The organism is uncultured Erythrobacter sp., assembly GCF_947492365.1.
GTDB lineage: Bacteria > Pseudomonadota > Alphaproteobacteria > Sphingomonadales > Sphingomonadaceae > Erythrobacter.
On record NZ_CANLMB010000001.1, the window covers coordinates 2,326,712 to 2,347,394 of the forward strand.

Genomic DNA, 20,683 nt, shown 5'->3' on the forward strand with positions numbered 1-20,683 from the left:
CCCTCGAACCCATCTGTCAGACGTGGCGGAATTGGCGCAAACTTACAAGGATCGTGGCGCTTTCCTACAAGTTTTGACAGGTCGAACGAGAAAGGCTCCGTCGCGATTGCCTCGCGCCGGAGCCTCCCCGTAGTCTCGTTGTCTCGTCTGCTACACCGCCGAAAGCTGTGTAGGAAAGCGTCTATTCCCGGATCAGGCCGGAAGCGCCGATTTCGCCTGGGCGATGATCGACTTGAACGCTGCAGCTTCGTTCATGGCGAGGTCGGCCATGACCTTGCGGTCAAGCTCGATCCCGGCAAGCTTCACGCCGTGCATGAACTGCGAATAGGTCAGGCCTTCTGCGCGGACAGCGGCGTTGATGCGCTGGATCCACAGGGCGCGGAAGTTGCGCTTGTTAACCTTGCGGTCGCGGTAAGCGTACTGACCGGCTTTCTCGACTGCCTGACGGGCGATACGAATGGTGTTCTTGCGGCGACCGCGATAGCCTTTGGCCTGGTCCAGAATCCGCTTGTGTTTGGCGCGGGTGGTAACACCGCGTTTAATGCGTGGCATATCTCTAACTCCTAAATCTTAGCGATCAATCGAGGCCGTAAGGCGCCCATTTCTTGATCGTCTTGGCGTCGGCGTCAGAGATGACGTCGGTGCCGCGGTTCTGGCGGATATACTTCGCATTGTGGCTCATCAGACGGTGACGCTTACCAGCGACGCCGTGCTTGACCTTGCCAGTTGCGGTGATTTTGAAGCGTTTCTTCACACCGCTTTTGGTCTTCAGTTTGGGCATTTTCATCTCCTAAGTCAGAGACACATCAAACCAGCCCTGGCAGCCCTTTCAGCCAGGCCGGCAGCTTGATTCGTGTCGTTGAAGACGCGCCACATAGGGTGAGCGCCTGCGATAGGCAAGCGTTTTGGCTGCTATTCTCCCGCTGTAACTCGCCGATGATACGTTGAGACATGGACCGCATGTTACACGGTCCAGAGACAAAAAACGGGTGCGGCGCTTCAAGGGCGCAAACAGGTGGAAAAGCGGATGAGGCAAAGCGCGAGATCATGCCCGCCATTCTGCCCGATGGAAGCCGTGTAGGAAAGCGCGGAACCAGCGCCTATTCGATCACTTCCACTTCCAGAAATTTCACCGGAACCGGCAGAGCGCCGGCTTGAAGCATGATCGCCAGTTGCTCAGCCTCTTCGTAGGGAAAGCCGCCCGAAATCTGGAGCGCTCCGCCCAGAATAGGCTCCCTGATGATGGGTGCGGAAACGACCTCATCATCAATCACAATGGCGAAGCGCTTGCCGATATTCTGCGAGCTGAGCTGCGCAAATCTCCGCCCGCCCTCTTCATCGAGGCTGATATTGATAACCGGATCGTTGGTCATGGGATCAAGGCCAGCGGCTGCAAAGATGATGTGTCTGCCATTGATCCCGCCAATCCGCTTGACCGCCACCGGGCCGGAGCCGTCCCTCGACTGCAACACCTCGCTGCCCGGCGGCGCAATGCCGGATTCCAGATCGAGAAAGTCAGCGCTTTCATCGACGGGCCGGATCGCAAGCTGCGCGGCCACTCCGACCAGTTCGGCAAACGCAGCGCTTTCGATGCCCGATGTCTCGAGCACCATCCTGCCGCCAGTCTGTCTGGTGTAAGCATGCACGCGGCCACCGGCGATCTCGATCCGGCGGCTGATCACTGCCTCGGTTGCGGCCAGCTGCTCTTGCATGACTGCCGCGTCACCAGCCCCTGCGCCCATCGCGTCGAGTTCGATCACATAACGATGCGTCGGCTCGCTCGGCTGCATCAGTGCATCACAAGCGCCCAGACCGACCAGCGCAGCCAGCGCGAGCGCCATTTTCTGCAAGAACGAACGATCCAACATAGTTTTACCCCATCGCCTCCAGCACATCATCGAGCCGGGCCGGATCGCCCAGCGCGAGCACGCGGCCTTCTTCCTTCGCGGCGGTGTCGGCGTCAATCGGGTTGCCTTGCCAGTCGCTCATCACCCCGCCTGCACCTTCGATCACAGGCACCAAAGCGGCATAGTCATAAATCGCTAGACCCGCCTCGCAGATCACGTCGAGATGCCCGCCAGCCAGAAGCCCGTAATTGTAGCAGTCGCCGCCATAGACGATGCTGCCCTGCCGCTTATTGCCGCCAACAGCTTGTGCGAGGTTCATATAAGGCTCGGCCTGTTCGGCTGTGAAGTAATGCGGGCTGCTGGTGGCGAGCGATGCTTCTTCGAGCGATTTGCAAGCACGGGTGCGCACCGGCTTTCCGTTGAAAGTCGTGCCTTCTCCGATCCGTCCGGCCCAGCGCTCGCCTGCGACCGGCTGATCGATAATGCCTAGCACCGGCCAGCCATCCTGCATCAGCGCGATGAGTGTGCCGAAGATCGGCCGGCCAGCCATAAAGCTGATTGTGCCATCAATCGGATCGAGCACCCATTGCCGCCCGGAGCTTTCGTTGCGCGTGCCATATTCCTCGCCAATAATACCGTCATCGGGCCGCTCAGCCTCAATAATCGCGCGCATCGCCGCCTCGGCCGCGCGGTCGGCCTCAGTGACAGGCGAGCTGTCCGCCTTGCGCTCTTCGGCCCAGTCCCCGCGAAACAGCGGACGGATAGCAGCGCCCGCAGCATCAGCGAGACGGTTGGCGAGTTGGAGATCGGCAGGAGTCATGCCTGGTGCCTTCAACAGAGGCGCGCGCGTGGTCAAGCGCGAATTACCACAAAGCGGGCCGCTCTAGCATCAGCCAGACAATCACAAGGATCGCCGCAAAGGCGGGAAAGCCGCAGGCGAACCATGCGCGGTAGAGCCGGTGATAGGCTTCGGGCAGCGGCTCGCCCGACGCCGCAGCCTCACGCGCCAGATCGCGCATTCGCATCTGCATGCGCACCACCGGCAGCCAGAACGCTCCGATGAGCAGATAGAGCCCATAGGAAACAAGCAGCCAAGGCGTGTCGAGCGGCCAGCCGACCAAGATGGCGAGCCAGATGCCTGTGAGCGGCTGCACCACAACCGCGCTGGCCGTGAACAAAAAGTCCGCAACTACAACTGTAGAGGCGACATGGGCGACGATGCGGGCATCGCGAGTGCGGTGCGCCATGACCATGAAGAAGGCGATCCCTGCGCCGGTGCCGATCAGCACAGTCGCACCCAAAACATGGAGCCAGCGGGCGAGTGTAAACCAGTCCATCACCGCTCCTCCGACATGGCTAAACACATTGCCGTCAGCGCGAGGATCGGCAGCACTTTGAGCAGGGGTGCAAGCGGATCGAGCCACAGCGTGGGCGTCCAGATCAACGATCCGACAAGATAGGCGAGCGCGACCAGCAGGCTGGCTGCGAGCGCCTTGCCCAGCAAGGGTCGCCAGAGCAATCCGGCGGCAATGGTGAGGTCGGCGAATGATCCTGCGAGCACCGATGCGCCGGCTATACCGGGCGCCATGCCACCCTCGACAACCAACTGCGCTGCCGTGTCGGTGTAAATCAGTCCCAGCACTCCGCTTCCCAACCACAGCGCAAACAGAGTTGCGAGCGCGAGCGGGTAGAGCATCGCGGATCGGGCGTGCCAGCGGTCAGCTTTGCCTGCCGGTCCGTGCGCTTGCAGGGTCTGAGGTAGAGACAGTGGTGCGCGGCCCAGAAGCTGGCGCGTTTGTTCTGGGTCACCGGAAACCCCGTGGACGAGAGCCGCGATCGAATTGCTGCGGAGCGGGGAACGCCAGCCGAACCAGCCCAGCGCGTCCGCTCCAAGCGAAACCAAGCGGATCAGAGCCAGCGGGATCGTGATTTCGACGCGCGGCCCCTCGATCCCCAGCCATTCGCGATGAAGCGCAATCACATCGCGCAGGCTGCGGGGTTCGGCTTCGACAAGATCATGCAAGCCTTGCACCTGCTCCGGCTCCGCTATCGCAATTTGCACTGCCTCGATCACATCACGCAGAGCCACTGTTTGGATGGGTCCAGTGCCAGAGGGCACGATTCCCATGACAGGCATGCCAGCCGAAGCGCGCAGCAGTTCCGATCCTCCAAAGCAATTGCGCCCGATCACAAGTCCGGGGCGCAGGATGCAATAACGCAGTTCTGAAGCGGCCAACGCATGGTCCGCGCGCGACTTGGTGCCCATAAAGGCAGTCTGGTCCGGATCATCCGCTCCTGCTGCTGAAATCTGGATCACTTGTGCGATGTCCGATGCTTTGGCCGCTTCGTAGAGCGCCTGCATTGCGGTCAGCTGCACGTCCTCGACATTGTCGCGCAGGCCCGATTGCAAAGCGCCCGCGCAATTGATCACGACGTCGATCCCGGCCAGCGCCTCACGCCAGTCGGACGCCGCCTGCATGTCGCGTAGATCGCCCTTGACCCAGTCGAGCAGCGGCAACATCCGGCGCGCTCGGTGAAGATCACGCCCCAACCCTGTGACCTGATGGCCAGCCTCCACACAGCTCGCAGCAATCGCGCTTCCGATGAAGCCGCTTGTCCCGAGGAGGAGGATATTCATCGCCGCCTAGTCGAACAGCGAGCTTACCGAACTCTCATCCGCAATCCGGCGGATTGCCTCGCCGACCAGCGGGGCGATCGGGAGCAGGCGGAGTTTGTTGGATTTTTCCGTCGCTTCGGTCGGGCGGATCGAGTCGGTGATGACCAGCTCTTTCAGCTTCGAGCCGTCGACCCGCGCCACTGCGCCGCCTGAGAGCACGCCGTGGGTGATGTAGGCCGCGACCGACTTTGCACCGTTTTCAAGCAGGGCCTCAGCCGCGTTGCACAGGGTGCCGCCGGAATCGACGATGTCGTCGATCAGCACGCAGTGGCGCCCCGAAACGTCGCCGATAATGTTCATCACTTCGCTCTCGCCCGGACGGTCGCGGCGTTTGTCGACGATGGCGAGCGGAGCGTTGTCGAGCCGTTTGGCGAGCGCGCGGGCGCGGACCACACCGCCAACATCAGGCGAGACGACCATCAGATCCTGATCGCCGTAACGCGCCTGAATATCGGCAGCCATGACGGGCGCTGCGTAGAGATTGTCGGTCGGGATATCGAAGAAGCCCTGAATCTGGCCCGCATGCAAGTCCACTGCCAGCACACGGTCAGCCCCTGCCTGGGTGATCAGATTGGCAACCAGCTTGGCCGAAATCGGCGTGCGCGGGCCGGGTTTGCGATCTTGGCGCGCATAGCCAAAATAGGGGACCACTGCGGTGATCCGCTTGGCCGAAGCGCGGCGCAGCGCGTCGATGCAGATCAGCAGCTCCATCAGATTGTCATTGGCCGGAAAACTGGTCGGCTGGACGATAAACACATCCTCGCCGCGGACATTTTCATGGATTTCGACGAAGATTTCCTCGTCGGCGAACCGGCGGACGCTTGCCTCGGTCAGCGGGATTTCGAGATAGGCCGCAATTGCGCGCGCAAGCGGCAGGTTCGAATTGCCCGACATGATCTTCATGGATGCGAATCCCCGTGCATTTGGTGGTCTGACCCGCCTAGCGATGAGTCATAGAAACGCAACAGAGCGTAGGCCGGTTGTCTACGGCTCTTCAGCGATAGCGCGCGATTATCGCTGCAAGGTCGTCTGGCAATGGCATCGGAGCAATCGGGCTGACATTGGCGCCGCCGGTGTTGCCCACTGGGACGAGGCCGAGCGCAGTTTTGGTCGCGGCACCGGCGATCCGGATCAGCTGACCCAGCCCCTCGCGCCAGTCTCGCTGCTCGCGCGCCCAGCGCAGCATCGCGAGATGAACACGCACATGGTCGCCGGTCGCATATTGCGAGAGGATATGCGCGCGCTCAAGATGATGGAACCGCTGCGCCGGATCGCTTTGCTCACCGGCCAGATCTAGCTCTGCATGGACATGTTCGGACAGGTTTTTCATCAGCGGCTTCCTTCGCAAGAGAGGCTCGCTTAATATACCCCCTGGGAGTATATCTCAACTGCGCGATTACAGGCAGGAGATGAAATGCTCAACCGTCGGTTCGCGCCCCGCATCGTGCAGCACTGCCGCTCCGATAGAGAAGCGGAAACCGCCCGGATGCGGCACGCCCTCGACCTCTCCCTTTGCGACCATTTCGCGCGCAGCACTTTCGGGCAAGGTGGTGAGAATGTCGGACTGGCGGGCAAGCTCGATACACGCCGCCTGACTCAGCAACCGGTAATGCGGGACGCCATTATCAGCGAGGAGGCTGCGCAGCTTTTCGGGCAGGGCTTGTTCAAACAAGCGGTCATATCCCGCCAGTGCCCATTTGTATTGCACCACCTCGGCGAGCGAATGTTTGCGCGCGGCGACCGGGTGGCCGCAGCGGTGGATCATCCAATAGGGTTCGTCGATCACATTGGTGACACGCATGCGGTCCTTGTGCGGCAGTCCGGCAAGGCTCGCCTCGTGATAGACCAGCAGGTGGATGCGGCGCTGGAGCAGTTCTTCTGCCGCCAAATGCGGGGGCATGGTCGACACATTGATCCGCGTCTTGGGATAGGCATTTGCGAATTTCACAATCGCGGGATGGATCATCCCCTCGATCACGCCGGGGCCGCTGACGATGTTAAGCTCGTGCTCGCCCGCGCTGACCGAGGCACGCAGATTGGCGGCAAAGCCCAGCAGTTCGACCGCTTGCGGGTAAAGCTTCTTGCCCGCTTCGGTTGCGACAACGGTGCGGGTGGTGCGATGGAACAGCTGCGCCTGCCAATCCTCCTCAAGCACCTTGATGCTTTTGGTGATCGCGGAGTGGGTCAGCCCCAGCTCCTCTGCCGCCGCGGAGAAACTGAGCAAGCGATAGACCGCTTCGAAATGTTTGAGGAGGCGCAGATCGTCCATTTGTTCGCATAGGTAACAAATATGGCGCTTTTATTCAATTCTCCTCCACATCGGGCTCCTCTATCAAGCACAACAGGCGCAAGGTCGCACGGAGGCCGCGCAGCAGGGGAAAGCCATGACACTCGAAGCTATTGTCGGATCGAAGATCGGCCTGATCGTGATACCGCTCTATCTGGGCAGCATCGTCTTTGAATCGATCTACAACCACTTTCACCACCGCAACGGCGTGGGTGATATGAAGGACAATTTGATGTCCATCGCCATGGGGCTCATCAGCGCGGTGGCCAATGGTGCGACCGCCTTCATCACCATCGCGGCCTTGTTCTGGGCGGCGCAATATCAGCTGTTCGACATCCCGCTCACAATTGCCTCGCTGGTCGTGTGTTTCCTGCTCGATGATCTGCGCTTTTACTGGCACCACCGGGTCGCGCATCGGGTGCGCTGGGTCTGGGCGATGCATGTTACCCATCATTCGAGCACGCAGTTCAATTTTTCGGTCGCCTTGCGCCAGAGCTGGACCAAGCATTTCACCGGCACGATGATGCTCAAGGTCCCGCTCGTGCTGCTCGGATTTGATCCGGTTGTGGTGCTGTTCTGCGGCGTGCTCAACGCCACTTACCAGTTCTTCCTCCACACAGAGATGGTCGGCAAAATGCCGCGCTGGTATGAGTTCATCTTCAACACGCCTTCGCATCACCGCGTGCATCACGGGCGCAATCCGGCCTATCTCGACGCCAATTATGCCGGCACGCTGATTATCTGGGACCGCATGTTCGGGACATTCGTGGAGGAGAAGGAAGAGGTCGATTTCGGGCTCGTCAAGAACCTCGAAACGCTCAACCCGTTCTACATTGTCTTCCATGAATATTGGGGCATCGCGAAGGACCAGATGCAGCGCCTGACGCTGTGGCAGCGGCTTTGCTATTTCTTTGCCCCGCCCGGATGGAGCCATGACGGTTCGCGGCTTTCGTCCGAACAGATCAAGGCCGAGCATGCTGCCGCGACCACTGACCTGGCTGGAGCGCCGACAGGCACCGCCGACACTTTGGCAAAGGCCTGATATGCCTGCCCCACATTATGCCCTGTCTGAAGTGCTGATCGTTCTTGGCGCGATCTGGGTTTCTTGGCGGCTGGTGCAAAGCGGCGCGTGGGCGGGCGCGCTCGGGGTCGCAATCTTCGGCTGCGCGGCAGGAATAGGCGTCTATCGCTTTGGCACTGACCAAATCGAGTCCTATGCCAGTCTCCACGCAGCGTTTTCGCAGATCGGAGGCGCCACGGCGATGGCACTGGTCGCAGTCGAAAGCGCGAAAGCAGCCCTGCCGCGTTGGGGCCAATGGCACTGGGGGGTCGCAGCGACGCTCGTGGCAGCCACGCTCGGTGTTGGCCTGGTTTCCGCTGAGCTCACGACGCCCTTGTTTCTCGTCTGGCTGATCGCCGCGATCATCGCCGCAATCGCTGTGCCCGGCCAAACCCCTCGCGCCAGAGCGGCAAGCGGGCTTGTGATGGCGATCTTCCTCGCCAATGTCCTGCTGGTCCGACGCTCACCGATGCTGGGCGCGGACCCGAGCTGGCACCTGTTTCACGTGCTGATCGCGCTGTGGATCATCGGCGTGTGGTGGGTGCTGAGCCGCAGCGAGCGCAGCGGCTAGGCGGTCAGGCTTCGCTCACCCCCGGTGCGGCGCAATCCGATGCTCGCCCTTGATCCACCGCACGTCCTTGCTTTCGCGTGCGAGGACCGTGGCGAACTGCATCGGCGTTCTCCTCAACCCCGATGCGGGGCTATCCGGTGCTCGCCTTTGATCCAGCGCACGGTGCCTGACGAAGCGCGCATCACCACGCTGTCGGTGGTCATGATGACTGCACCTGTGGACTTGCGGCGGCGCTTGACGCCATCGAGCAGCGAGCCATCGGTGACGCCGGTCGCGGCGAAGATGCAGTCGCCTTTCACCAGATCGTCGAGCTTGTAGATGCGGTCGAGATCTTCGATCCCCCACTTCCTCGCGCGGGCTTTTTCATCGTCATTGCGGAATACGAGCCGCCCGTTGAACTGGCCGCCGACACAGCGTAGCGCAGCGGCTGCGAGCACACCTTCGGGTGCGCCGCCCTGACCCATATACATATCGATGCCGGTGTCCTGATCGGTCACCGCGATCACCCCTGCAACGTCACCGTCGCCGATCAGAAAGACGCCGCAGCCCAGCGCCCGCAGTTCCGCGATCAGGTCGGCATGGCGCGGCCGGTCAAGCACGCAGACATTGATGTCGGCAGGCTCTTTGCCTTTGGCAGCGGCGACCGCTTTCACATTGTCGCTCGCCGACTTGGAAAGGTCGATCACGTCGGCGGGCAGGCCGGGGCCAACTGCGAGCTTGTCCATATAGACGTCCGGCGCGTTGAGCAGGTCGCCCTTTTCCGCTGCGGCCAGCACGGCGAGCGCGTTGGGGCCGGCCTTGGCGGTGATCGTGGTGCCTTCGAGCGGGTCAAGCGCGATGTCGATCTGCGGCGCGCCCACCTTGTCCGTCGCCATCCCGACCTTTTCACCGATATAGAGCATCGGCGCCTCGTCGCGCTCGCCCTCACCGATCACGACGGTGCCGTCCATATAGAGCGTGTCGAATGCGCGGCGCATGGCCTCGACCGCAGCGGCGTCAGCGGCTTTCTCATCGCCGCGACCGATCAGCTGCGCAGCTGCAACCGCCGCCGCTTCGGTGACGCGCACCATTTCCAGCACCAGCACGCGGTCGATCGCGTTTTCTGAATCGGTGTCTTTTGCTGCCAGCACATCTGTGTCAGTAGGAATGTTCATGCGAAATTCAGTCCTTTTCGGGCTTGCCTGCCGCCCAGTTATTTCGAGCCCAATCCCAGGGCCATTCATAAGCAAAGCGCTTAGACACGAGGATACGGGCTTGTCGAGCAATGCCGCCGCTCCGGTGCAAAAAATCTCTGTGTGGGCTGCGTTGCTCGCAGGTCTGAGCCTGTCGGTGTCTGCGCCAGCCGCCGCTCAGGACGGGGCACAGGACGACGCTCCAGAAGCAGAGGCCGTGCCCGCCCCGCGCCCGCCGCGCGACATCATCAATCTGTCGGTCACTGTCCCGCGCGAGGAATCGGACCAATTGCTCGAACAAGATTGTGAAGTAGAAGCCGACGCCGCGCGGATTGCCAACGAGATTGTCGTGTGCCGCCAGCTTGGCGAAGCGAGTGACGGGTCGTGGAACAAGGAAGATTTCGAGCGCCGCTATGCCGAGCGGACGCAGGGCGAACAGCCGGTCGACACGTTCGGCATCGCCAATCATGGCAATGCGATTGGCTTCGGTTCGGTTCCGCCGCCAGCTCTGATGATTGATGTCGAGGCTTTGCCACAAGCGCCCGAAGGCTCCGATGCAGACCGGATCGCACGCGGCCTGCCGCCTCTGGGTCAGGACCCTGAACCGACGCCGGAAGAGATCGCCGAGCGCAGACGCGCGGCTGGTCTGGAAGCGCCGCCGATACCAACGTCAAACGAGTGATGGGTTTTGCGCTTGCAACTGTGAGCAGCGCAGTGCTCGTGTTGCAGGCCATGGGGCAGGTAGCACCACACTCTCCACCACAAGCCGTGCCCATTTTCGATGACGAACCTGCCGCGGACGGCGCAGATGAAGACGGCAGAGTCGTGATCGATATCCTCGTCCCGCCGCCGCAAAGAGCCGCGCCCACCGAAGCGGAAGTCCGCCAATGCGAAGAGGAAATCGACGCAGCGACTGTCACAGGCGAGATCATCGTCTGCCGGCAGCTTGGTGAGGACCCAAGCAATTATTACAGCGGCAACCGCGAGGATGCGACCCGCCGCTATGCCGAGGAAACGGCCTTCGCGGGCGACATACTCGCGCCCGATGTGGCTGGCGCTGGGATTTTCCGCGGACCGGCCACAGTTGGCGGATTGTGCATCATCCCGCCCTGCCCGAAAGACCCCGCGCTCATCATAGATGTCGAGGCCTTGCCCGAAGCGCCTCCGGGATCGGATGCGGACCGGATTGCGCGCGGTCTTGAGCCCCTGGGAGACGAAGAGGGGCTGACGGCAGAGGATGGCCGGATCATGCGCGAAGCCCTTGGCCTGCCAGAAAGCCCCGACCAAGCTGAGCAGGAATAGGCTTTAATTCGGCAGGATCGGCAGGACCAAAGGCTCGCCCGTTAAGCTGTCCGATCCGTCGAGCAGTTCGAGCGCGCGGCGGACATTCGCCTCCGGCCCTTCATGCGTCACCATCGCAACCAGCACTTCGCCGCCCTCATTGGCGCGGCCTTGCTGGATCAGGCTCTCGATTGATACGTCGGCGTCGCGCATGGCTGCGGTGATCTCGGCCAGCACGCCGGGGCGATCATTGACGGTAAAGCGCAGATAAGTGCGCTCCATCCGGTGGCCGGGCTCTGCCGCACCGAATGCCTGCAATTGGGCGACCGGCATGGAGAATGGCGCGCCGACTTCCCCGCTTTTTCCGAAACCGCGCGCAATGTCGATGAGGTCGGCCACAACCGCGCTCGCAGTCGGCCCGTCGCCTGCGCCTGCGCCCTGAAACAGCAGGCGCCCGGAGAAATTACCTTCCGCCACAACTGCATTGGTCGGGCCGTCAACATTTGCCAGAGGGTGGTCTTTGGCGACAAGGCAAGGGCGCACGCGCTGGAGCAGTTTGGGAACGCCGCCTTCATCCTTCACATCGGCTTCCGCGATAAGGCGGATGACAAAGCCTAGCGCGTCGGCCTGAGCAATATCAGCCGCACGGACTTGCACGATGCCGGTTGTGCTCACAGCGGCGAAATCAACCTTCGCGCCAAAGCCTATCGCGGCAAGAATCGCGAGTTTGTGCGCGGCGTCGATGCCTTCAATATCGAAGGTCGGGTCTGCTTCGGCATAGCCAAGGCCCTGCGCCTCGGCGAGCGTCTCGGCAAAATCCGCGCCGGTCGCTTCCATCGCGGACAGGATGTAATTGCAGGTGCCGTTGAGGATGCCGTAAACCTTGGTCAGCGCATTGGCGCTGGTCCCTTCGCGCAGGCCCTTCACCACCGGGATGCCGCCAGCGACAGCCGCTTCGAATTTGAGCGGTGCGGCGGCCTCTTCAGCCATCTCGGCCAGTTCCAGACCGTGATGCGCGATCATCGCCTTATTGGCGGTGACAAGGCCCGTGCCCTTGCCAAGTGCGGCGCGCGACAGGGCCAGAGCCGGTCCGTCAGAACCTCCAACGAGTTCCACCACCACATCAACATCATCGCGCGCGGCCAATGCGGTCATATCGTCTTCCCACGCGTAAGAAGCGATATCGACGCCGCGATCCTTGCCGCGTTCGCGGGCGCTTACGGCGACGACTTCGATGGCGCGGCCAGCGCGCGCGGCGATCAGGTCATGGTTGGTCGCAAGCAGCCGGATCACGCCCACGCCAACGGTCCCCAGACCGGCAATGGCGATTCTGAGCGGCTTCGCGTTTTGAGATTGTGCGGCGTTGGTGGCCAAGGTCAAATTTCCGATGCTGCAATGCAAAAAGACGAGCGCAGCGCTGCCTTTCCCGGGCCGTGAGGTCAAGCAGCTTAAACTTGAATGCCGGTTAGAATTCTTCCGTGATCACCCGGTCGCACGGGCCGAGCTGCTCAATGACAAAGGAATAGTCATCCTCAGCCAGACGCCGCGAAGCCGGATCGCGCGCGAGATTGGCAGCAGAAGGAAGCCGGGGAGGAAGCGAGCAGGCGAGGCGATACCATTCCAGCGTTTCGCGGCGCGGCGGACGGGCGGAGGAATCGATGATCTCTCCCCACGACACGCCCCAGACCGCGCGCTGGCCCGGACGGCGCAACACAGTGATCGAGACGGGCGAACTATCCTGCGTTGATACGAATATCTGCGTTTCCGATTCGCCCACCAGCGTGCCCGGCACCGACAGCGCATCGCTAACGCCTGTGAGAACCGGAGGCTTATCGCGCGCAATCACCTCGGTCAGGATCGGGCGAAGGCGAGCCTCAAGCGCAGTCGAGTAATCGAGCTGGGCATTGCGGCCCGTCAGCTGGACCGAACCCGGCCGCCCCGGCACGGCATCGGCAAACAGCAGCATCTCGCGATCCTTGAGCCGTTCGGGCCGTCCGCGATCATCGAAAGGCACGTCAACCAGATAGACAAGCGATTCGCCAACGGCGGATTGTCCGGCCAGCAAAGAGAGCGTGCGCGCTTCGACATAAAGCCGTGCGAATCCGACTTCCAGACCGGGCGCTCTTTCGCGTTCAACCTCGATCTGGCGGCGAATCTCCACCCTGACAACCATGTCGCTTCGCTCTGCCAGACTAACCAGATCGACATAGGTCGCCGATTCCGCGGCGCTGAGCGGGGCTTGCTCAGATTCCTGTGCATAGGCACCTCCAGCACTCAGGAGGAGCGCTGCCGCGACACTGCGTAGAAATACTAGGCGGCTGAAATCGCGCGTTAAATTTCCGTTAATGATCGGCATCGTCCAAAAATCCCATCGGTTTTATGCTCGGTCATTCTGAGCCATTTCCCTTGCACAACCAAGCGAGTGAATTGCCCCTGAACCGTAAAAGCGTTTGATTGCCTAGGGCTTGAACGTTAAAGCCCGAGAAGTTTGCGACAAGGTTGGGGACAGGTTTGTTGCAAGCTAGGCCGGTTTGGATGCACTTGGGGAACGGGTGCGGACATCGGTTAGCCGGGACTGTTTCCCTGCACGAGCGCCCATCGGGTTGAAGGGCGTCGTCGGGACAAGCAGAGCCGGTTTGGGAGATCAAGATTCTGGGATTCACGGCCCGGGTCTGACTCAGAAGCTCCGGCACGAATCGGGGCGACTGGAGACGACCTGTTGCGTGTCTTGTGGAATTATCAAAATGCCGAATGAGTATTCGGCAAAGTAATGGAGAGAAAGCGACTGGATGGCCTACGCTGACCAACAAATGGGTGGAAACCGCGTTGTTTCCATTATCATAGTGGCGCTGATCCATGTGCTGATCGGGTATCTGCTCATCTCTGGCCTGGCCATTTCGGCCGTTAAACAGGTCGTTGAGCGCGTTACCACGGTCGACATTGAGGAGCCCCCGCCCCCTGAAGAACCGGACGAGCCGCCACCCCCGCCGGAGGACGTTGCTCCTCCGCCGCCGGTAGCTCCGCCGCCGCCGATCAGTATCGCGCCGGCACCGCCGCCGATCCAGACGCAGCCGACGATTCCGCCGCCCGCTCCGCCGGCGCTGGTTATCCCGCCGCCTGCTCCGGTCGCTCCGCCTGCACCGCCACCGCCTTCGCTGGCACGGGGTGCGACAACACGGAACGAACGCCGCTGGGCATCGCGTATTCAGGACAACTACCCCTCGCGCGCTTTGCGTGAGGAAGTTGAAGGCACCGTTGGCGTTCGCGTCACCGTGACCCCCGATGGCCGGGCCACCGGCTGTCAGGTTACCGCATCGAGCGGGTCGAGCATTCTCGATCAGGCTGCATGCCGCGGGATGGAGCGTTATGCGCGCTTCAATCCGGCGCTGGATGCAGCGGGCAACCCGACTTCGGGCGGCTATTCGACACGGATTACCTATCGCCTGAATTGATGAATCGACGGGCCGGTCGGTGCTGGAGTTAATCCGGACGGCCCCGGGGAAATTTTTAAGAGGAATACTCGCAATGAACCTTTATTATCTCACAGCGGCTGCCGCAGAAGCCGAAGCGCCGGTCAATGAATTTGGCTTCATGAAGGCCATGGAAGAAGGCGGCCCCGTCGCCTGGTCGATCCTTGCCGTCATGGTCATCATGTCGGTTGGCTCGTTCTATATCCTGTTCACCAAGCTGTTCGAACAGAACAAGGTGATGCGTCAGTACAAGAGCGTCCACGGCAGCTTCTGGCGTGCAGCCAGCCTCAAGGAAGGCGCTACCAAGCTCGAAAAGAACAGCGCATGGCGCCAGGTTGCTGACGATGCGATCATCGCTCAGGAAAAGCACGGCAAGATGACCGACCAGCTCGAAGCACATGACTATATGCATGGTTCGCTTCAGCGTTCGGAAGATTCGATCAACTCGGCGCTTTCGGGCGGTCTGTCGTTCCTCGCATCGGTTGGTGCAACCGCACCGTTTATCGGTCTGCTCGGCACCGTGATCGGTATCTATCGCGCACTGATCAACATCGGTATCGAAGGTTCGGCCTCGATCGACAAGGTTGCTGGTCCGGTTGGTGAAGCACTGATCATGACCGCAATCGGTCTGCTCGTCGCTGTGCCTGCTGTGCTTGCCTTTAACTGGCTGCAGGCGCGTAACCGCCGTATCTCGGAACTGCTCAACAGCTTCTCGACCGACATCCTTGCTTACATCAGCTCGGATGGTGCGGTTAAGCCTGCTGTGACTGCCGCTCCGGCACGCAGCGCAAAGCCTGCTGCTAAACCGGCCGCTGCTGCTCCGACTGCAAAGAAGTAAGAAACAATTGGCCCGCCGGGGCCAGCGCCTAACCGCGTTGCCCCGGCGTCCGGCCCTTCGTTTCGCACTTCTCACGACAGCGCGCAAAGACCGCTCAGGGCAACGCGCGCTGACATTCTTACAAGAGCTCTTTTGAGCAGTTAGGGAATTCACAATGGCGATTTCGACAGGAGGTGGGGGCGCAACCCCGATGTCCGACATCAACACCACGCCGTTGGTGGACGTGATGCTGGTGCTCCTGATCATCTTCCTCATCGCGGTTCCGGTTGCGATTCAGACGGTCGAGCAGCTTGAGATTCCGGTTTTCCGATCGGTTGAATCAAAGGACAAGGTGGAAAACCTGCAGATCACCGTCAGCACAACTGACGCTGCGGGCAACACAGCCAGTACGATCCGCACCGGCTTCACCGGCGCAACCCGCACAGGTGAATGCCGCGTCTATTTCGGCAATGTCACCCCAGTGACTTCGGAAGAACTGTACGATCAGGCATTCGCGCGGCTTGAGGCCATCGTGGAGGCTGCAGGCGGCGTTGAGGCGATCATGGAAGATCCCGATCGCATCCCGCAGGTTCACATCCGCGGCGACGTGGAAGCTCCATGGCGCTGCATTGCCGGCACCATCTACAATGTGCAGGCAGCGGGCTATCCCACGGTCGGCTTTATCTCGAACCCGGTCGAACCGGGTATCTGATCCGCCAAGAGTATAAGGAGTAACTGACATGGGTATGTCCGGAGGTAAACTCGACGGCGATCCGATGATCGATATGAACATGACTCCGCTGATCGACGTTTTGCTCGTTCTGCTGATTATGTTCATCATCACCATTCCGGTGGCGACCCACTCGGTCGACATCGATCTTCCGCAAGGCGCACCGCCGCCAGATACGATCACGGTCGATCCGGTGAAGAACAAGCTCGTTCTGACCCAAGACGGCCTGATCCTCTGGAACGCTGATCCGATTGATTCGAGTCAGTTGGTGACCTTGTTGAGTGAGACCACGCAGATGGCGGTCGAGCCTGAACTGCAATTCGAACCCGAAGCGCAGGCCAGCTATGACCTCGCTGCCAAGGTTCTGCAGATCATCAAGAACTCAGGCGTGACCAAATTCGGCTTTGTCGGAAACGAGAAGTATCGCGTTTTCGGCTCGAGCTAATTCGGTCGAGCATTGATTTGGGGCTCCGCAAGGGGCTTCACAAAGAGGGCGCTGCGGGAAACCGCGGCGCCTTTTTTTGTGCCCTTAGACGCCGGACGCGATCGCTTTGTGTCCCAGGAGCGGCGGCGCGCAGTCGCGCTTTGACTGCCGTGACCAGAAACCGGCTCAAGCTATCTAACGTGTCGCAGAGCACGGCGCGAAGCGCCGCAAGGGCGGCCGCCCGTCGCGCCTTATGGCGCGTAGCCAAGTGAGCGGACGCGAACGCCGGCGCTTGAGGCGTCAACAAATGAGTCTTCATTAGGCAACCCATTAGTTATGATATACAGTTACTGCTGGAGGCCTTGTGTCGGCCTTGCGAGAGAGGAGAATTTGCAATGCCCCGTATTGTCAAACGTCCCAATATGTTCGCCCCCAAACAGTCCCGATCGATGGGCGAGATGAATGTCACACCCTTTATTGACGTGCTGCTGGTGCTGCTTGTGATGCTGATCATGGCGGTCCCGATCAAAGTGCATGTGACCGAGGTGGATCTGCCCGGCGAACCTCGCATCGAGCCTCAATTCGAAATCCTTGCCGAGAATACAGTCGCCATCACCAATAGCGATCAATTGCTCTGGAACGGGAACCCGGTGACGCCAGAGCAGCTCACCGCACAAGTAACCGCCGCAAGCGCGATGGAGGAAGAGCCCCTGCTCCGCTTCGAACCCGCCGCGCTCGCCAGCTACGACACCTCAGCCCGCACAATCACCCTTATCAAGGATTCCGGCGCGGAACGCTTCGCCTTTGTCGGGAGCGAGCGCTATCGGGATTGGGATTGAGCTGTGCCTAGACCGCTTAAGGTAGGGAGGAGGGCATGGGCTCGCCTCCGTCGTCGCGAACGCTTCGACCACGGCGAGCCAATTGCCAAGATCGACATGCGGCCAATGGTCATCATCGCCACATGCCTTGCAGCATTTACGGCGATTCTCCCCAAGGGTCCAACACACGCCGTTGTGATCGAACTATGGGATGGGAATGGCGCCCACCCTTTGATTGCAGGAAGCGGAGACCGTCGGTTTGAGACGAGTGCGGTGGTGACGCGGCTGGCGCTTAGCTCCGTCGGGGAAATTCTATGGAATGACGAGCCGGTAGATCAGCGGCAGCTGATCACGCTCTTGGTCGAAACCCAGGAATCCACGCCCCAAACAATCGTCGAATTCGAGCCTGACCCTTTTGCGAGTTATGACTTCTCTGCCAAAGTGCTTCAGATTTTGGTGTCAAGCGGGGCCCCGTTTCGCATCACTGGCATGGAGAAGTACTGCGAGTTTCGTTCGTCAAGGTTTGCCCAGAGAGGGTCTGCAAGCAGTCTAGGAATAGCACTAAGTCTTACGCCCCTACCATCTGACGAGCAGCTGAGAGAATTGACCCAGCGATTTCAGGGCTGTGAACCGAGAGCAGTGGACCACCGACCCGACTAATCCCCCTCCTCCACCGGATCAATCCGCATCGCTTCACCCGCGAGCGTTTCCGCCTCAAGCAGCAGCTCGTCATCCACCGCGCCTTGCGGCACCGCCTCGCGCCCGATCATTGTCATCACTGGCACCGCCAGCGGAGACACGCGGTCGAGTTCGACATGAACCAACTCGCGCTGTGAGCGCTCGAGCAGATCGGCAAGCCTGCCCACATCGGTCATCCTTGCCCGTGCATCGGCCCATGCGGCTTCTAGGAGCACATGACCGGGCTCATATTTCTTGAGCACATCGTAGATCAGATCGGTCGAGAAGGTGACTTGCTTGCCGGTCTTCCTCTTACCTGGATGTTGCCGTTCGACCAGCCCGCTGATGACCGCAACCTCACGGAAGGCGCGGCGCAGCAAGTGGCTCTCGGTCACCCATTCGGTGAATTCATGCGTCAGTATATCGGGTGAGAGCAGCGGCTTGGGGTCCGCTACCGGCTTCAACCCCCACACTGCCAAACAATAATCATTCGCCACGAAGCCGCCCGGCATCAGCCCTTGGGTCTCCATCCGCCGGGTGATCAGCATGCCCAGCGACTGGTTCGCGTTCCACCCTTCGAACGTATAATAGGTCGTGTAGTGCTTTCGCGCATGCGGAAAGCTCTCAACCAGCAGCTCGCCGGGCGCAGGAAGCCTGCTGCGATAGTCCTGCACCTCCAGCCATTCGCGAACATCGTCGGGAAAACGACCCCAACCCGCGCGATCATCGAGCATCGCCTGAACGCGGGTGGAGAGACGCGTGGTGAGCGGGAGGCGCAGGCCGCCATAGCTCGGGATCGTGGCCGACTTCTTCGCCGCGCGCACCACGACGTCCATGTCCTGCACCTTCTCGACCTCAAGGCTCATGCCTGCGAAGAAAAAGGTGTCGCCCGCCGATAGCTGCGCGGCAAAGCGTTCCTCGACCTTTCCCAGCTGGCGGCCATTCTTGAAGCGCACCGTCAACATTTCAGAATCGACGATGATCCCGGCATTCATCCGGTGGCGCTGCGCCTGATTGGGGTGAGCGAGCCGCCACACGCCGTCAGAATCGCGCACAATCCGCTTGAACTTGTCATAGGCGCGCAGGGCATAGCCGCCATTCTCTACGAAGGAGAGGACGCGGCCCAGCACTTCCTCATCCACCCACGAATAGGCCATTGAACCGCGCAACTCGGCGAGCAGATCATCCTCGTGGAACGGCCCTGCGCAAGCGCAGGCCATCACATGCTGCGCGAGCACGTCGAGACTGCCGGGCCGAAAATCCTCGCCGTCGCGCTGGCCTTCATCGACCGCATCCTTGGCCGCCATGGCCTCGAGGAATTCAAAGCGGTTGCCCGGCACCAGCACCGCGCGGCTGGGTGTGTCGAGCCGGTGGCCCGCGCGACCGATGCGCTGCAACAGCCGCGAGCTCCCCTTGGGCGCACCCATCTGAACGACCAGATCAATGTCGCCCCAATCGACCCCCAAATCGAGGCTCGCAGTGCAGACCAGCGCGCGAAGCTCGCCTGCAGCCATCGCATCCTCGACCTTGCGCCGCGCCTCTTTGGAGAGGCTTCCGTGATGGACACCGATGGCCAGATTATCCTCGTTCACATCCCACAGGCATTGGAAGATGAACTCGGCCAGAAAGCGTGTGTTGGTGAAGACGAGCGTGGTGCGGTTCTCTTTGATCGCTTGCATGAGCTGATCGACCGCCCAGCGCCCCGCATGCCCGCCCCATGGCACGCGCTCCTCGATCGGCAGCAGGATTTCGACCTCTGGGTCCGCTCCCTTCTCTCCCAGCACCAGATCGGCAGCCGCGATCTCGCCCGTGTCATCGACAGGTTGCGGCGCGAGCCATTCCTGAAACGACAAGGGATTGGCGAGCGTCGCGGACAGCGCCACACGCTGCATATCGGGTGCGAGGGTTTGGAGCCGCGCAAGCGCCAACGCGAGCAAATCCCCGCGCTTGCCGGTGGCAAAGGCGTGAACCTCGTCCACCACCACCCGTTTGCAGGTGCGGAACAGATCGGCGCTTTCGGGATAGGACAGCAGCAGCGACAGGCTCTCCGGCGTGGTCAGCAGGACATGCGGCGGCTTGCTGCGCTGGCGTTTCTTGCGGTCGGATGAGGTATCCCCGCTGCGCGTTTCGACCGTGATCGGAAGGCCAATCTCCTCAATCGGGGTTAGCAGGTTGCGCTTTACGTCATGGGCGAGCGCCTTGAGCGGAGAGACATAAAGCGTGTGGAGGCCTTCATGCTCACCGCCTTCAGCGAAATCGCACAGGGTGGGCAGGAACCCCGCAAGCGTCTTGCCCGCGCCGGTATCCGCGACCAGCAGGGCGTGCCGCCCAGCGCGCGCTTTGGCGAGCATATCGCTCTGATGCCGCCGTACCCGCCAACCGCGCGCGTCGAACCAGGCGGCGATTTCGGGAGGGACTTGCGAGTTATCCATGGCGCCGCACTCTATAGACATGCGCAGAGCCTACGTCGCCTGCGCGATCAACCGCGGCACATGGCCAGCAAGAAGAAGAGGCCGAGGATCCAGAAGAAGCCGTATTGGTCGAGGCCGTAACGTTCGAGAAACGGCGTTGGGCCCGGACCGTCCCAGTTGCCATCGGCATCTTTGTGCGGGCCGTCGAAGCCCATGATGGTATTAAAGTCCTCCGCGATCCGATCCGCTTCGCTCTCGGCAAGGTTCGCGTAGCCTCCGCCATGTTCCCACTCGCCAGCGTCATCCGCTTGAGGCTCTGACGCGAGTTCTGGTTCCCATTCTTCCGCTTCCCGCTCAGGTTCGGGTTCGGGTTCGGGTTCGGGTTCGGGTTCGGGTTCGGGTTCGGGTTCGGGTTCGGGTTCGGGTTCGGGTTCGGGTTC

At 61.2% G+C, this 20,683-nt stretch carries 23 protein-coding genes; 9 read left to right on the forward strand and 14 right to left on the reverse strand.

Features of this window, described 5'->3' with window-relative positions; translation table 11 throughout:
* Window positions 1-192: 192 nt before the first annotated feature.
* The 9 genes from rplT to Q0887_RS11165 all read right to left on the reverse strand — a co-directional run bounded on the left by rplT (window position 193) and on the right by Q0887_RS11165 (window position 6,793).
* Window positions 193-552 (reverse strand): 50S ribosomal protein L20, encoded by a 360-nt coding sequence (gene rplT / locus Q0887_RS11125; protein WP_299195070.1) that lies wholly within the window; start codon window positions 550-552, stop codon window positions 193-195.
* Between the two features lie 25 nt (window positions 553-577).
* Window positions 578-781, reverse strand: coding sequence for a 50S ribosomal protein L35 (gene rpmI, locus Q0887_RS11130; protein ID WP_299195073.1), 204 nt, complete (start codon window positions 779-781; stop codon window positions 578-580).
* A gap of 319 nt (window positions 782-1,100) precedes the next feature.
* Entirely contained in the window at window positions 1,101-1,868 is a 768-nt protein-coding gene (locus tag Q0887_RS11135) for a hypothetical protein (RefSeq protein WP_299195076.1), read from the reverse strand.
* A gap of 4 nt (window positions 1,869-1,872) precedes the next feature.
* Window positions 1,873-2,667 (reverse strand): inositol monophosphatase family protein, encoded by a 795-nt coding sequence (locus tag Q0887_RS11140; protein WP_299195079.1) that lies wholly within the window; start codon window positions 2,665-2,667, stop codon window positions 1,873-1,875.
* Between the two features lie 43 nt (window positions 2,668-2,710).
* Window positions 2,711-3,184 (reverse strand): DUF2269 domain-containing protein, encoded by a 474-nt coding sequence (locus Q0887_RS11145; protein WP_299195082.1) that lies wholly within the window; start codon window positions 3,182-3,184, stop codon window positions 2,711-2,713.
* Entirely contained in the window at window positions 3,184-4,485 is a 1,302-nt protein-coding gene (locus Q0887_RS11150; RefSeq protein WP_299195084.1) for an SDR family oxidoreductase, read from the reverse strand. Before Q0887_RS11150 ends, Q0887_RS11145 begins: the two co-directional genes overlap by 1 nt.
* A gap of 6 nt (window positions 4,486-4,491) precedes the next feature.
* Window positions 4,492-5,427 carry a ribose-phosphate pyrophosphokinase gene (locus Q0887_RS11155; protein WP_299195087.1) on the reverse strand — a complete coding sequence of 312 codons (936 nt, stop codon included), beginning with the start codon at window positions 5,425-5,427 and terminating at the stop codon, window positions 4,492-4,494.
* A 91-nt stretch (window positions 5,428-5,518) separates the two neighbouring features.
* Window positions 5,519-5,854, reverse strand: coding sequence for a DUF3703 domain-containing protein (locus Q0887_RS11160; RefSeq protein WP_299195090.1), 336 nt, complete (start codon window positions 5,852-5,854; stop codon window positions 5,519-5,521).
* A 66-nt stretch (window positions 5,855-5,920) separates the two neighbouring features.
* Window positions 5,921-6,793 carry a LysR family transcriptional regulator gene (locus tag Q0887_RS11165; RefSeq protein ID WP_299195093.1) on the reverse strand — a complete coding sequence of 291 codons (873 nt, stop codon included), beginning with the start codon at window positions 6,791-6,793 and terminating at the stop codon, window positions 5,921-5,923.
* 115 nt (window positions 6,794-6,908) lie between these two features.
* Between Q0887_RS11165 and Q0887_RS11170 the strand changes: the two genes are divergently transcribed.
* Together Q0887_RS11170 and Q0887_RS11175 are read left to right on the forward strand one after the other, a co-directional pair.
* A complete protein-coding gene (locus Q0887_RS11170) occupies window positions 6,909-7,853 on the forward strand; it encodes a sterol desaturase family protein (RefSeq protein WP_299195095.1) in 945 nt (314 codons plus the stop codon).
* Between the two features lies 1 nt (window position 7,854).
* Window positions 7,855-8,442 (forward strand): hypothetical protein, encoded by a 588-nt coding sequence (locus Q0887_RS11175; RefSeq protein ID WP_299195097.1) that lies wholly within the window; start codon window positions 7,855-7,857, stop codon window positions 8,440-8,442.
* 113 nt (window positions 8,443-8,555) lie between these two features.
* On the opposite strand, the gene glpX is transcribed toward Q0887_RS11175, so the two are convergent.
* On the reverse strand, window positions 8,556-9,596 hold the full coding sequence (glpX, locus tag Q0887_RS11180; protein ID WP_299195100.1) for a class II fructose-bisphosphatase: 1,041 nt from the start codon (window positions 9,594-9,596) through the stop codon (window positions 8,556-8,558).
* A gap of 100 nt (window positions 9,597-9,696) precedes the next feature.
* On the opposite strand from glpX, the gene Q0887_RS11185 reads away from it, so the two are divergent.
* Both Q0887_RS11185 and Q0887_RS11190 read left to right on the forward strand, forming a co-directional pair.
* Window positions 9,697-10,296 (forward strand): hypothetical protein, encoded by a 600-nt coding sequence (locus tag Q0887_RS11185; protein WP_299195103.1) that lies wholly within the window; start codon window positions 9,697-9,699, stop codon window positions 10,294-10,296.
* Between the two features lie 86 nt (window positions 10,297-10,382).
* Window positions 10,383-10,916 carry a hypothetical protein gene (locus Q0887_RS11190; protein ID WP_299195106.1) on the forward strand — a complete coding sequence of 178 codons (534 nt, stop codon included), beginning with the start codon at window positions 10,383-10,385 and terminating at the stop codon, window positions 10,914-10,916.
* 3 nt (window positions 10,917-10,919) lie between these two features.
* On the opposite strand, the gene Q0887_RS11195 is transcribed toward Q0887_RS11190, so the two are convergent.
* Together Q0887_RS11195 and Q0887_RS11200 are read right to left on the reverse strand one after the other, a co-directional pair.
* Window positions 10,920-12,269, reverse strand: a complete 1,350-nt coding sequence (locus tag Q0887_RS11195; RefSeq protein WP_299195109.1) for a homoserine dehydrogenase — start codon at window positions 12,267-12,269, stop codon at window positions 10,920-10,922.
* 91 nt (window positions 12,270-12,360) lie between these two features.
* On the reverse strand, window positions 12,361-13,251 hold the full coding sequence (locus Q0887_RS11200; protein WP_299195112.1) for a hypothetical protein: 891 nt from the start codon (window positions 13,249-13,251) through the stop codon (window positions 12,361-12,363).
* Between the two features lie 433 nt (window positions 13,252-13,684).
* Here Q0887_RS11200 and Q0887_RS11205 point away from each other — a divergent pair, with 433 nt between their 5' ends.
* The 5 genes from Q0887_RS11205 to Q0887_RS11225 all read left to right on the forward strand — a co-directional run bounded on the left by Q0887_RS11205 (window position 13,685) and on the right by Q0887_RS11225 (window position 17,175).
* Window positions 13,685-14,347: an energy transducer TonB gene (locus tag Q0887_RS11205; protein ID WP_299195114.1), complete on the forward strand. Its 663-nt coding sequence runs from the start codon at window positions 13,685-13,687 to the stop codon at window positions 14,345-14,347.
* A 73-nt stretch (window positions 14,348-14,420) separates the two neighbouring features.
* A complete protein-coding gene (locus Q0887_RS11210; protein ID WP_299195117.1) occupies window positions 14,421-15,203 on the forward strand; it encodes a MotA/TolQ/ExbB proton channel family protein in 783 nt (260 codons plus the stop codon).
* A gap of 154 nt (window positions 15,204-15,357) precedes the next feature.
* The gene (locus Q0887_RS11215; protein WP_299195120.1) at window positions 15,358-15,894 is read left to right on the forward strand and encodes a biopolymer transporter ExbD; all 537 of its coding nucleotides are present in this window, start codon (window positions 15,358-15,360) and stop codon (window positions 15,892-15,894) included.
* Between the two features lie 28 nt (window positions 15,895-15,922).
* Entirely contained in the window at window positions 15,923-16,357 is a 435-nt protein-coding gene (locus Q0887_RS11220; protein WP_299195123.1) for a biopolymer transporter ExbD, read from the forward strand.
* A 374-nt stretch (window positions 16,358-16,731) separates the two neighbouring features.
* Entirely contained in the window at window positions 16,732-17,175 is a 444-nt protein-coding gene (locus Q0887_RS11225; RefSeq protein WP_299195126.1) for a biopolymer transporter ExbD, read from the forward strand.
* 635 nt (window positions 17,176-17,810) lie between these two features.
* Here Q0887_RS11225 and Q0887_RS11230 read toward each other — a convergent pair.
* Entirely contained in the window at window positions 17,811-20,264 is a 2,454-nt protein-coding gene (locus Q0887_RS11230; protein ID WP_299195129.1) for a ligase-associated DNA damage response DEXH box helicase, read from the reverse strand.
* Window positions 20,265-20,311: 47 nt separating this feature from the next.
* Window positions 20,312-20,683 (reverse strand): hypothetical protein (locus Q0887_RS11235; RefSeq protein WP_299195131.1); only part of this gene is annotated, 372 nt, incomplete at its 5' end.